We start from the raw sequence: 12,495 nt of genomic DNA, 5'->3' as shown, positions 1-12,495 counted from the left end.
AGATCAAGTGGGGCCTGGACTACATGAACGAGCGCTACGGCAGCCCGGTCGGCGCCTGGAACTTCTGGCAGGCCAACCACTGGTACTAAGCCACCGGCAGCACACACGCGAAGAGCCGCTCCCCCGGAGACCCCGGGCGGGCGGCTCTTCGCGTCGTGCCCGCCCCCTCACGCCCGGCGGCCGTCCCAGCGCATCAGGTTCTGGAACAGCTCACCCTGCTCGATCGCGTCGTCGAGGGCGTTGTGCGTGTGGGGCCGGTCCGACAGGAGGTGCCCCGGCATCGACCGCTTCGTGGACTCACCGATCCGCACGTCGGCCTTGGCGGCGTACAGCGACTTGAGGTCCATGCAGCGCGAATGCCCGAAGGGCGAGCCCCCGTCCGCGAACCGCATGAAGTACCAGTAGATCCACATCCAGTCGTACCCCAGCGGGTACGCGACGAACACCGGTGCGGCGCCCAACTCCGCGGCCACGGCCGCGATCCAGTCGGCAGCGGCGTTCATGGCCTCGCCGGGCTCCCGCCCCTCCCGCGCCAGCCGCTCCCGGTCCAACCCGGAGACGGCCAGGGCCTCAGGGTCGTAGGCGTCACTGATCGGCTTCAGCTCGGCGTAGAACGTCCGCTCGGCGGGATCGACGGCCCGGAACCCGTCCCCGTCCCGCACCCCGGCGACGGCCATCCCGAAACTCGACATCGAAAACGGCCCGGGCACCGCCCCGTCGGCCTCGACGTCGACGGACACGTAGAACTCTCTTCCGGCCATACTCCTCACTCGACCTTCCGGAGAATTACCCGATAGTTCCGACTCAAGTGGTCCTCCACACGATCCAGGGCCCATGTTTCACCACGGACACTGAACGTATCCCCGATGCCGAGTTCGTATTCCTCCTCTCCATCGGCTTTGACGAAGAGGAAAACCCTGACGGACCCTCCGTCCGGGGCGTAGACGTGGATCACAACAAAGGTCGCGTCAGCGCGCACCCAAGGAGCCGCGTGCTGTAGCACAATTTCCCCGACCATCACATCCACCCCGTCGTCGTGTAGCGGTTCTTGACATGTTTCTTGAATTCAGTGGCACTCATGGGTTCCGGGTCGCGCATGTTATGCGGATTGCGCATGTGTATCTTGCCGGATTCGTCCACCTTGGTCACTTCGTACGCGTGACCCGCAAAGAGCTTGTGAGGGAGAGGCGGAGCCTTGGGCCCCACATCCACGGTCCCCACCAACAAAGGCCTTCCCTCACCCAGCTTCTCCCTGAAGGTGTTCAAGAGCTGCCGATTCGGGCTAGTCCCCTGCATGTCGTACTGCGAGGGGAAGTCCTCACTGTATGCGGGTTCGCCCGTCAGCTGGGTAAGCAACTCCGCCCGCTGATTTGGGAAACTTCCCAGGTCCAGCCGCTTGTACCCGTCGACCTTCTTGGCTTGACCCTCGTCCCAAGTCTGATCCACTCCCGCGATCGCCTTCTCCAGAATCGGCCCCCAGGCAACGCCGCCGGCCGGTTGCGCATATGCGGGCCGGTCGGGCGCATCATACTTCACCGGAAGGTCAGGCGTGACGGTGAGGACTATCTTCTCTCCGGTCGGTTCAAAACGCGACCAGTCACCGCCAAAGATGCGCTTCGTCTGGTGGAACGTGACCTCGTATGTACCGTCTCCGTTCTCCCGCATGGCGTTCGAAATCGCTTCAGGACGATGCCCGGCCACTGCACCCATGGTGGCAATCATTCCGCAGTCGCTGAGCGCCCCCTGTTGCGTCTGCTCACGGGTAGGCGCCCCGTCGAAGAGGGGAATGCGCTTCCCGTCGGAACCGTCCAAGGGCGACGCATAATAGCGAAGAGCCACACCCTCCTCCAACACCACCAATTCGTTGAAGGACGGCCGGTCGACCGTGGCATACCGGTCGACGTCGCGGTCGGTCGCCCCGTTCGACTGGAAAATGCCGTCGCTGATCCGTCCCACGAGATCCCCGAGCCGTGAGCCTTCCGCATCCCCCGGCATCTCCGCCCTTACGTCCTCGCCGCGTTCATCCCGGGAAGATGCGGCAGAGGACCCGTCGTCCACCTCGGAACCGTCCGTCTCGGCTTCCGGGTCCGGCGGTACGTCCTCACCCGTTTCGCCGGAAGGCTCGGATGCCGCCTGCCCGGAAGCGTCTGTGGCTTCGGAACCCGCTTCTCCAGCGGCTTCCTGGGCCATCGGCTCATCGCCGGGCTCACCCGGCTCCTCGGACCCGGTGTCGTCGGCCGTGGCCGAGTCGCGCGTCCGCCTGTGCAGTGCCTCCGGCCCCTTCCTGGATGCCTCGTCCGGCTTCCCGGCGCTGAGTGATGCGACGTAGGCAGCCGAATACGGCACCTCCCGGCGGGGCTTGAGTTCCAGCTCCAGCTCGGGCACGTCCTCGTCGACCGGCGCGTCCGGGCGACCGGAGGCGGCCGGTGCCTCCGGGTCCTCGCCCTCGGTGGGCGCGTCCGCCTCGTCGCCTTCCTCCACGTCGTCGCGTTCCGGATCTGCCGGATCTTGCTCGGAGTCGTTCGGCTCTTCCTCCGCCTCGGGCTCCTGCGAGTTCTCCGGGTGTTCGGGCGCCTCCGGCTCTTCCGGCTCTTCCGGTTCCTCCGGCTCCTCCGGCTCGGCCTCGCCGTCGTCGGGCGCCAGGGCGTCAGGGGCCTCGGGCTCGTCCGGTCGCTCGGCGTCCGCGTCGGCCTCGGCCAAGGCCTCGGGCGACTCCGGCTCCTCCGGCTCCGCTTCGTCGTCCAGCCGCGCGTCGGCGGCACCGGTGTCCGTGTCTTCGTCACGTTCGGCCGACGCTTCGGGCTCCAGCGGCTCCTCAGATCCCTCGGGCTCATCCGGCCCCGCGGCGGCGGCATCGGCCGACTCCGGAGCCTGTGGCTCCTGCGTGTCGTCCGGGCGCGAGCGAGTGGGGGACTCTGCGCGGCTCGGCTCCGGGGCCTCCTTCGGTTCTCCGACCTGTTGCGGCGCGTCCGGCCGTGCAGGGGGCGTCGGGGTGTCCGGCTTGGTGGTGTCCGTCGTGTCGAGCCCGCTCATCACGCGTCCCCCCTCGACGGCGTGGTGGGCGCCGCCGGCTTGCGCAGCCTGCGGGCGAAGGCGCTGAGCGCCTCGCCGAATCCCGCGGACCAGCCGTCCGAGGGGTCCGCGCAGCCGACGATCTTCTCCACCACGGACGGCGTGTGGCGCCCGTGGTAGTACTGCCGCGTCTTCGTCCCCTTCCGGGCCTTCCACCGCGGCTCGGCGACCGGGCAGGGGTCCTCGCCGTCGAGCTGCGCCCGCATCATCGCGGCGACGTGCCCGGCCAGCGCGGCCGGCGCGTGCGGGGCGCCCACGCGGCTGTGCACCGCACGGTCGACGGCCTGGCCGATGGCGCATTCCACCAGGCGCCGGTCCGACGCCCAGTACGGGGCCAGGTCCCGGCGCATCGCCTTGCCGGGGAGCGGCGTGGTCCAGCCCAGCAGGTGGGCGGCCACCGCCATCTCGGCCCAGAGGGTGATCCGCAGCTCGTCCTGCTCCGTCAGGCGCTGCGCGGTACGCAGTTCCCGGAGCGTGCAGGGAGCCGTCGAACAGTCCCCGCTGCAGGCCACGCTGCGCGGCGCGACCATCGGGGCCGGGGACGCCGGGCGGATGGCCGACGCGTCCTCGCGTGCCGTGCCGTCCTCCATGCGCACGAGCAGGGGGTAGTCCATCCCGTCGGTGAAGACCGCGGCCTCGCCCGGTTTGAGGGTGACCAGGTACTCCGACTGCGCCTCGGTGATGTTCATCGTGGCGCCGACGGCCTCGCGGTCGTCCTGGGCCGGGAGGCGGTGGACGACCTTGGCCGCCGTGTTCTTGATGACGTCGGGCACCAGCTTGCTCGGAATCTGGTCCGCGATCACCAGGCCCTCGCCATAGGCGCGGATTTCGGCCAGCAGTCCCGCGAACATCTCGACGGCGTGGGCGCTCGCCCCGCCCTCCTCGGAACGCCGCAGGAGGCGGTGGGCCTCCTCGAAGACGGTGATGTGGCGCAGGGGAAAGGCGATCCGGCGGGTCGTCCGCTGTTCCATCCGCAGGTATTCGATGAGCCGGATCAGGATGGTCCCCATCAGGAACGCCTTGTCCTTGTCGTCCCCGACGTCCTCGATCTCGAAAACGACGTTCCGCTTGAGGAGTTCACCGAAGTCGATGGGGTGGCCGCCCTCCAGGAAACGGCCGGTGGTGCCGAGCCGGAGACTGGCGAGCCTGATCTTGATGAAGCCCTGGACGTTGTCGGTGATCTCCTTGCCGTAGCCGATCTCCGCGACGATCCGCAGCGCGGTGTGCTCCAGGTCCTCCAGCGTCGGGTAGCGCGGCTCGGTTCCGGCGAACCGCGGCTCGCCGAGGGTGAGGTCCCAGCCCAGGTCCTCGTAGCAGCGGGTCAGCGCGGCGCTCAGCACCTGCGGGAACGGCTCCTGCGGGTCGAAGGAGGCGAGGAAGAGGGCGCGGACCATGTCCAGGTGGGTCTGGAGGGGGAAGCGTTCCCCGTCGGCGAAGACGGAGGGTTCCAGGGGGTTCAGTCCGGCGGGAAGCGCGTCGCGGTCGCCGGGCTTGATCACGATGACCTCGTGCTCGTCGCCCAGGCGCGCGGACATGAACCGGTATTCCGCCTTGGCCGGCTCGACGACCAGCCACGGCAGCCGCTCCCGGGCGGCCGCTTCGAGCAGACCGCGGACGGTCTGGGACTTGCCGCCGCCCGTGGCCCCGCACACGAAGGTGTGCCGGTTGAGCGTGGAGCGGGCGAGGTCCAGGGCGCCCACCGGGCCGCGGTTGCGGTCGAGGACCGTGCCGAGTCGGATGGGGGCTGCGCCCGGCTGCGCGGCCCGGGCCGAGGTCTCGGGGGTCACGTCGAACTCGGGCCGCAGCGCGAACCGTACGCCGGGTATCTCCTGGGCCGGGGGCCGGGCCAGGGCCGCCAGCAGCTCCGAGCTCCCGAGGAAGGGGGAGTCCGGGGGCCCCGCCGGGGTGTCCGCAAGTCCGGCCGTGACCACCGTCGGGAAGTCGCCGACCTGCCCGGTCGGCCTGAGCGCGTAGGGGAGTCCTTCGAGGTCGGCCGACGCGCAGACCAGCGCGGCCACCCGCTGGGCTTCCTCGGGGGTGCGGCCGCCGGTCAGGAGGCGTATGCGCCACAACCCCGTGGCCGAGGCCTTCGCCAGCTCCTTGTGCCTGCGTTCCAGCCGTTCGGCCTCGAGGGCGTACTCGGGCGAGCCCGCCGCCTTGGACTGCGCCCTGCGCTGCCGGTCCGCCGCCTCACCGGTCAGGTCCTCGAGTTCCTCCGGCAGCACCGGGTCGGCCAGCAGCAGCCAGGCGAAGGCCTCCTGCCAGACGCCGAGCAGGCAGTCCTCCAGGCTGGGGCGCAGCCGGGACGCCGCCTGCTCCCGGGATGCGTCGTCGGCCAGCAGCCCGTCGGCCACTCCCGCGACGGAGGTCCAATGGGGGAACTGCGCCAGGGAGCCGACGACCGCGCCCGGCGCGTACCTGCGCGCCCGGGCGCCGGCCGGGAGGCGGAGCAGGGTCGCCCCCGGGTCGGCGGGGTCGTCGCCGCCGGCCAGCGCGGAGCCGCCCAGGAAGACGTCGAGGGGATGGGCCGCCGACGGGCGCGACCAGCCGAGGAGGATGCCGCCCCGGCCCGGGTCGGCGGGGTGGCGGGCGTGGAAGGCGGAGACGAGGGCGGCGAAGCGGTGAGCGCGCAGCTCGTCCTCGGGGGCGGACGGCCGGGAGGCGTCGGGCCTCTGCCGCGGCACCTCCGCCAGCGCGTAGGTGGGCATGCCGAGGAGCCGGTGCCATGCCTCGCCGGCGGTTTCGCGCAACGTGGTCGGCACGGCCTCGCCATTCTGTCGATCGAACTCGTCGACCGCATCCTAGAGTCGATCAATCCCGGTCCCAACCCGGACGGGAACGCGGCGTGTTGACCGAAAGCGAATTGGACGTCAGGACGCGCGTGATGCAGCATGACCCGACTACAGGTCGATGAATGACTCTCCGTTTCGAGGGTCCCGCAGCAGGTCGGGCCACCGGACCGTCCCGTGCACCGCCTGCCGGGAGCATTTGGCCAACTGTCTTGATTTCAGCGCCACGTGTAGCGCCAGGCATCCATAGGGCGGACTTCCGTGAACCAACCGATCGATCCCAGACAGCCCCATATCCCGCAGGGCGAAGGTGAATTCACCGCGCCGCACCCGCCGCACCCGCCGCAGGCCGGGCAGGGGCAGCAGGAGCAGGCGGCTGCGCAGGGCGACCCCCGCGTCCCGCCGCAGGGCCGGCCCTGCGCTCCGGCCCCGCCGGCAGCGGCACCGGCCGCACCTCCCGCCCAGGCGCAGGACTTCCCCATCGCTCCGCCCGCGCAGGCCCCCGGGTCCCCGACCGCTCCCCCGGCCCAGCCGCAGGGGTACCCCACCGCTCCGCCCGCCCAGGCACCCGCCCAGCCCGCCGGCCCGCCCCCGCAGCCGTACGCGGCGCCCGCGCAGGCGCCGCCGTACGCGCCGGGCCCCTTCGCGACACCGCCGCACTCCTCGGGCTTCCAGGCCACCGGCGCCCCTTCGGCTCCGCCCCAGGGCCAGGTGCCCGGCTACTCCACCGCCCCGCCCGTGCCGCCGACCCTGGCGAAGCCGGAGCCCGTGCAGGCTCCGCCGGTGCCCGGCGCGGCGCCCGCGTACCCGCCGGCCGCCTACGACCCGGCGCAGCCCCCCGCGTACGACCCCGGCGCGCCCCCGCCCATCCGTCGCGGCGCCGACGCCTCGTCCGTCACCACGCTGCTGCTCCACCTCCCCCTGTTCGTGGGCAGCCTGGTCGTCGTCTGGCTGGTCTCCCGACTGCTCCCCGCCGGGCTGGACGTCGTCTTCGTCGTCGCCTGGCTGGCGTCGGGCGCGCTGATGTTCCACCGTCCGACCGAGCGGGCCCTGGCCCGACTGATGTTCAAGGTCCGCGAACCCACGGCCGCCGAACTGGCCCGGCTCCGGCCGATCTGGGACGAGGTCACCGGCCAGGCCGGCATCGACGGCTCGCGCTACGACCTGTGGGTCGAGGACAGCAGGCACATCAACGCCTTCGCCGCCGCCGGCCACATCGTCAGCGTGACGCGCACGTCGCTGAACGGTCTTCCGGAGGAGGAGCTCGCGGCCGTCCTCGCCCACGAGCTGGGACACCATGTCGGCGGTCACGCCTGGGCAGGGCTGCTCGGCGTCTGGTACGCCTTCCCGGCCCGGTTCGTGATGGGCATCGTGAAGTTCTTCATGAAGCTGGTCTTCATGGTGGCCGCCGAGGGCACCTCCTGCGTCGCGGCGATCCTCACGCTGCTCATCTTCGCGCTCGCCATCACCTTCGCCCTCACCTTCCCCCCGGCGCTGGCCCTGCTCGCCGTCCCGTTCCTCCTCGCCTGGGCGGGACGCCGGGGTGAGCTGCGCGCCGACCGGTTCGCCGCGGAGATCGGATACGGGCCCCAGCTGCACGCCGCGTTCACCTTCATGCAGAACGACAAGGAGAAGGGCGGTGCCGACGACGGCCGCCTCCAGCAGGGCCTGGTGGAACGGCTGATGGCCACGCACCCGCCGATGCACCAGCGCATCCGTGGGCTGGATCCGTTCATCACCCTCCCGGGCGGACCCGTCGGACCGACCGGAGGCCTGCCGTCATGACCGTGCAGAGCACCGAAGCCGGGACGGCCGCCCGGTACCTGCGCCTCTTCGAGCCCGGGCAGCGGCTCGGCTGGACCTACCGCGACCCGGAATCGCTGCGCAGCCCCTTCCCCGAGCCCGAGCCCCAGCGGCCGCCCTCACCCGTGGCGTACCAGAACCGGGCCCAGGCCGCACGGCTGAGGCACGAGGACAGCAAGGGGACCACCGTCAAGATCGGTGGCGGGATATCGCTGCTGCTCCTGCTCCTGACGACGGTCGGCGGCACCCTGATGGTCCTCCTGGCCGTGATCGCGGCGGGGGCGACCACGGCTCTGGTCCTCACCGCCGGGCGGGCGGCCGCACAGGCCGACGCGCAGCTGGAGTCCAAGACCACGGAACTGGAGAAGCACTTCCAGTACACCTGGCATTCCTGGCACCAGCGCGGCCTCCAGCACACCGAGGCCCAGGACCAGTGGATCAACGGTCTCGACGCGTGGGGCGCGGTGCCCGCGGAGCCCGGTACGCGGAGGCTGGACGTCTTCGGCGGCAGCCAGCGCAGCCGGGAGGGGTTCCTCACCGTCTTCGGTACCTCGACCCTCCAGCAGCAGCCGCTGATCGTGGTCGACCTGACCCAGGCCCTCATCTGCGAGGAGCTGTGCGCGGTCGCCGGGCTCGCCGGTGTCCCGGTCGACGTGCAGCTGCTGCCGAGCCGCATGGCCGAGAGCGGCATCGCCAGCGGCCTCACCCCGCAGGAGCTGGTCGACAGCCTGGTGGAGGCGGTGTACGCCGAGGACTCCGAGGCCAACCGGGCCGCGCGGGCCCTCGACACCCGCATCCTCCAGCAGCTGTGCGCGGTCCTGGGGGCGGAGGTGACCCCGGCCCGGCTGGGCGCGGGCCTGCGGGCCCTGATGGGGGAGATCGACGACACCGAGGCCCTCACCCGGGCGGAGCGCAACCGCATCGCGGACGACCTGCTGGGCGACAAGAACAAGGACCAGATGAGGGACGGCCTGCTGCGGCTGGCGTCCTTCCTGCATCCGCTGGAGCGCCTGGGCGCGGAGCGCGGCGGACGCGGCCCCGGCTATCTCACCTGCATCGCGCTGGACTTCACCGTCGGTTCGGCGAGCACCGAGCTGCTGGGCGACCTGGCGGTGCAGAGCGTGACCCGGCGCCTGGCCTCCTTCCCGGAGGCGGCCCCGTCGGTGGTCCTCGCGCTCGGCGAGCGCGGTCTCCAGCGGCGGTACCTGGAGCAGCTGGCCGCCGTGTGCGAGCGCCGCGGCGCACAGCTCACCGTCCTGCACCCGCACCTGCGCGAAGGGGCGGAGGAGGTGATCGGGAGCGGCACGGTCGGCTTCATGAAGCTGGGCAACCACCGGGAGGCCGGGATCGCCGCGGACTTCCTGGGCCGCCACCACTCCTTCGTCCTGCACTCGCTGACGGACACCGAGGGGACGACGGTCAGCACCTCGGTCGCCAAGACCGTCGGGTCCTCGCTGAGCGAGGGAACCACGTACAGCGAGTCGGTGAGCCGGGGTTCGAACTGGGGGACCTCCGACACCTACCAGGGCGGCTTCAACCCGTTCCCCGCGAGCAGCTCCAGCAGCTCCGGCGGCAGCTACAGCAAGACCACCGGTACGTCGACCAGTACGACGTACACGACGAACGAGTCCACCACGCACACGACCGGCGACAGCCAGAGCACCAGCTTGGCCCGCGGTCAGCAGCGCGTCTACGAGTACGCGGTCGAGCCGACCCAGCTCCAGGCGCTGGCCGACTTCAGCCTGCTGCTCGTGGAGCGGAGGCCGGACGGATCCGTGACGGTCCACCCGGCGGACTGCAACCCGAACGTCGTCCTGCTCGACCGGGTCAGCACCCGCCCGCTGCCGTACACGGCGTAGCGGCGGAGGGCATACGAGGGCCCCGGTGGCCGGCCTCCCCAGGTCCGGCCGCCGGGGCCTTCGCATCCCATCCCACGGGTTCGGTGGGCGCCCTCGGGGCGCGGTGCGCTCAGAGGCGCTGGATGATCGTGCCGGTCGCCAGTGCGCCTCCCGCGCACATGGTGATCAGGGCGAACTCCTTGTCGCGCCGCTCCAGCTCGTGCAGCGCGGTGGTGATCAGCCGGGCGCCGGTGGCGCCGACGGGGTGGCCGAGGGCGATGGCGCCGCCGTTGACGTTGACCTTCTCCAGGTCCTGGCCGAAGACCCGGGCCCAGCTGAGGACGACGGACGCGAAGGCCTCGTTGATCTCGACGAGGTCGATGTCCTTGAGGGACATCCCGGCCTTGCCCAGCACGGCCCGCGTCGCGTCGATGGGCCCGTCCAGGTGGTAGTGCGGGTCGGCGCCGACCAGTGCCTGGGCGACGATGCGGGCGCGCGGCCTGAGCTTGAGCGCGCGGGCCATCTTGCGGGAGGCCCACATCACGGCGGCGGCGCCGTCGGATATCTGGGAGGAGTTGCCCGCGGTGTGCACGGCCGTCGGCATGACCGGCTTGAGCCGGGCCAGGGCCTCCATGCTGGTGTCGCGCAGCCCCTCGTCCCGGTCGACCAGCCGCCACATGCCCTGGCCGGCGGCCTGTTCCTCCTCCGTCGTCGGGACCTGGACGGCGAAGGTCTCGCGCTTGAAGCGCTCCTCGGCCCAGGCGGTGGCGGCCCGCTCCTGCGAGAGGACGCCGAGGCGGTCGACGTCCTCGCGGGTCAGGCCGCGGTGGCGGGCGATCCGCTCGGCCGCCTCGAACTGGTTGGGGAGGTCGACGTTCCACTCGTCCGGGAAGGGCTTGCCGGGGCCGTGCTTGGAGCCGGAGCCGAGCGGGACGCGGCTCATGGCCTCGACGCCGCAGGCGATGCCGATGTCCACGACCCCGCCGGAGACCATGTTGGCGACCATGTGGTTGGCCTGCTGGGAGCTGCCGCACTGGCAGTCGACGGTGGTGGCGGCGGTCTCGTACGGGAGCCCCATGGCGAGCCAGGCGTTGCGGGCGGGGTTCATGGACTGCTCGCCGGCGTGGGTGACGGTGCCGCCGACGATCTGCTCGACGCAGTCCGGCTGGATTCCGGTACGGGCGAGGAGTTCGCGGTAGGTCTCGCCGAGCAGATAGGCGGGATGGAGGTTGGCCAGGGAGCCCCCGCGTTTCCCGATGGGCGTGCGTACGGCTTCGACGATGACGGGTTCCGCGGCCATGAGCTCGTCCTCTCCTGCACACTCTGCACAGCGCCGGCACGGCAGGCCGTCCCGGCGGCCGCCACGCTCGAACTAGTACGCGTTCTAGTTCTCCACCGCAGTCTTATGACCCGGACCCCCGCCACGCAAGGGTCTTGCACGCCCCCTCCACGGATTCCACACGCAACCACCGGCGCGGGAGCCCTTGTCACTTCTAGAACTCGTTACTACCTTCAAGCCAACATCTGATGGGCCGTCAGACCTTCGTCAGACTTTGGAGTCGCCCGATGTCCTGTCCCGCGCTGCCCGAGGGCTTCGACGCCACCGACCCCGACCTCCTCCTGGAACGGGTGCCGCTGCCCGAGTTCGCGCGGCTCCGGCAGACCGCTCCCGTGTGGTGGTGCGCGCAGCCGCGCGGCATCACCGGGTTCGACGACGAGGGCTACTGGGCCGTGACCCGGCACGCGGACGTCAAGTACGTCTCCACGCACCCGGAGCTGTTCTCCTCCACCACCAACACGGCGATCATCCGCTTCAACGCGCACGTCCAGCGCGAGCAGATCGAGGCCCAGCGGCTCATCATGCTGAACATGGACCCGCCGGAGCACACCCGCGTCCGGCAGATCGTGCAGCGCGGGTTCACCCCGCGCGCCATCCGCGGCCTGGAGCAGGCCCTGCGCGACCGGGCGCGGAAGATCGTCGAGGAGGCGCGGGCGGCGGCCGGCGACGGCAGCTTCGACTTCGTGACCCGCGTGGCCTGCGAACTCCCCCTCCAGGCCATCGCCGAGCTGATCGGCGTACCGCAGCGGGACCGGGCCAAGATCTTCGACTGGTCGAACAAGATGGTCGCGTACGACGACCCGGAGTACGCCATCACCGAGGAGGTCGGCGCCAACGCGGCCGTGGAGCTCATCGGTTACGCGATGAACCTGGCCGCCGAGCGCAAGGAGTGCCCCGCCAAGGACATCGTCACGCAGCTGGTGGCGGCGGAGGGCGAGGGCAACCTGCGCTCCGACGAGTTCGGCTTCTTCGTCCTGCTGCTGGCGGTCGCGGGCAACGAGACCACCCGCAACGCCATCAGCCACGGCATGCACGCCTTCCTCACCCACCCCGAGCAGTGGGAGCTGTACAAGGCGACCCGGCCTTCGACGGCGGCGGAGGAGATCGTGCGCTGGGCCACGCCCGTGGTCTCCTTCCAGCGCACCGCCACCCGGGACACCGAGCTGGGCGGCCAGAAGATCAAGGCCGGCGACCGGGTGGGCATGTTCTACTCCTCGGCCAACCACGACCCCGAGGTGTTCGAGGACCCGGAGGTCTTCGACATCACCCGCGACCCCAACCCGCACCTCGGCTTCGGCGGCGGCGGCCCGCACTTCTGCCTCGGCAAGTCCCTGGCGGTCATGGAGATCGACCTGATCTTCAACGCCCTGGCCGACACCCTGCCCGACCTGCGGCCCGCCCCCGGGTCCGCCGGGCCGCGGCGGCTGCGGGCGGCCTGGCTCAACGGCATCAAGGAGCTACGGGTCAGCGCCGGTTGACCCGTGATCCGCGACGGCGGGGGCCGTCGTCTTCCACGCCCCGGCCCCCGCCGTCCGCGGAACGGCCCCGGCCGGCGGCCGCCCGAGTGGCGGAACGCCGGGGGCTGACCGATCCTTGCAGGACGCGGCGATCCACCGGAGGGGCGCCGGAGCCTCCGCGCCCCGGCGCCCCTCCG

At 71.4% G+C, this 12,495-nt stretch carries 8 protein-coding genes and 1 pseudogene; 4 read left to right on the top strand and 5 right to left on the bottom strand.

All coding sequences use genetic code 11. From position 1 onward, the window contains the following. A pseudogene (locus AB0469_RS40195) lies at positions 1–89 on the top strand (lytic transglycosylase domain-containing protein); the annotation flags it as partial. A gap of 78 nt (positions 90–167) precedes the next feature. On the opposite strand, the gene AB0469_RS40190 reads toward AB0469_RS40195, so the two are convergent. From AB0469_RS40190 to AB0469_RS40175, 4 genes are read right to left on the bottom strand one after another with little or no spacing between them, the layout of a single operon-like run. After that, a complete protein-coding gene (locus AB0469_RS40190) occupies positions 168–761 on the bottom strand; it encodes an exonuclease (protein ID WP_366456565.1) in 594 nt (197 codons plus the stop codon). A gap of 5 nt (positions 762–766) precedes the next feature. After that, positions 767–1,018, bottom strand: a complete 252-nt coding sequence (locus AB0469_RS40185; RefSeq protein WP_366456566.1) for a DUF6406 domain-containing protein — start codon at positions 1,016–1,018, stop codon at positions 767–769. Then, positions 1,018–3,033 carry a C2 family cysteine protease gene (locus AB0469_RS40180; RefSeq protein ID WP_366456564.1) on the bottom strand — a complete coding sequence of 672 codons (2,016 nt, stop codon included), beginning with the start codon at positions 3,031–3,033 and terminating at the stop codon, positions 1,018–1,020. The genes AB0469_RS40185 and AB0469_RS40180 overlap by 1 nt, the downstream gene beginning before the upstream one ends. Further along, positions 3,033–5,834 (bottom strand): ATP-binding protein, encoded by a 2,802-nt coding sequence (locus AB0469_RS40175; RefSeq protein ID WP_366456563.1) that lies wholly within the window; start codon positions 5,832–5,834, stop codon positions 3,033–3,035. The genes AB0469_RS40180 and AB0469_RS40175 overlap by 1 nt, the downstream gene beginning before the upstream one ends. Positions 5,835–6,122: 288 nt before the next feature. Here AB0469_RS40175 and AB0469_RS40170 point away from each other — a divergent pair, with 288 nt between their 5' ends. Continuing rightward, positions 6,123–7,646, top strand: a complete 1,524-nt coding sequence (locus tag AB0469_RS40170) for a M48 family metalloprotease (RefSeq protein ID WP_366456562.1) — start codon at positions 6,123–6,125, stop codon at positions 7,644–7,646. After that, entirely contained in the window at positions 7,643–9,523 is a 1,881-nt protein-coding gene (locus AB0469_RS40165) for a hypothetical protein (RefSeq protein ID WP_366456561.1), read from the top strand. The genes AB0469_RS40170 and AB0469_RS40165 overlap by 4 nt, the downstream gene beginning before the upstream one ends. Positions 9,524–9,632: 109 nt before the next feature. Here the strand turns inward: AB0469_RS40165 and AB0469_RS40160 are convergent, their stop codons facing one another. Then, positions 9,633–10,802 (bottom strand): steroid 3-ketoacyl-CoA thiolase, encoded by a 1,170-nt coding sequence (locus AB0469_RS40160; protein ID WP_366456560.1) that lies wholly within the window; start codon positions 10,800–10,802, stop codon positions 9,633–9,635. A gap of 266 nt (positions 10,803–11,068) precedes the next feature. On the opposite strand from AB0469_RS40160, the gene AB0469_RS40155 reads away from it, so the two are divergent. Beyond that, positions 11,069–12,319, top strand: a complete 1,251-nt coding sequence (locus AB0469_RS40155; protein WP_366456559.1) for a cytochrome P450 — start codon at positions 11,069–11,071, stop codon at positions 12,317–12,319. Positions 12,320–12,495 lie beyond the last annotated feature (176 nt).

The sequence above is a fragment of the Streptomyces sp. NPDC093801 genome, assembly GCF_040701585.1.
Taxonomy (GTDB): Bacteria; Actinomycetota; Actinomycetes; order Streptomycetales; family Streptomycetaceae; genus Streptomyces.
The sequence above is the reverse complement of the archived record's forward strand: the minus strand, read 5'-3'. Positions and strand labels throughout refer to the sequence as shown.

What these genes read in the sequence shown, in the direction of transcription:
- AB0469_RS40160 (WP_366456560.1), bottom strand. Translation starts at nt 10,802, where the DNA reads ATGGCCGCGGAACCCGTCATCGTCGAAGCCGTACGCACGCCCATCGGG.
- AB0469_RS40180 (WP_366456564.1), bottom strand. Translation starts at nt 3,033, where the DNA reads ATGAGCGGGCTCGACACGACGGACACCACCAAGCCGGACACCCCGACG.
- AB0469_RS40165 (WP_366456561.1), top strand. Translation starts at nt 7,643, where the DNA reads ATGACCGTGCAGAGCACCGAAGCCGGGACGGCCGCCCGGTACCTGCGC.
- AB0469_RS40190 (WP_366456565.1), bottom strand. Translation starts at nt 761, where the DNA reads ATGGCCGGAAGAGAGTTCTACGTGTCCGTCGACGTCGAGGCCGACGGG.
- AB0469_RS40185 (WP_366456566.1), bottom strand. Translation starts at nt 1,018, where the DNA reads ATGGTCGGGGAAATTGTGCTACAGCACGCGGCTCCTTGGGTGCGCGCT.
- AB0469_RS40155 (WP_366456559.1), top strand. Translation starts at nt 11,069, where the DNA reads ATGTCCTGTCCCGCGCTGCCCGAGGGCTTCGACGCCACCGACCCCGAC.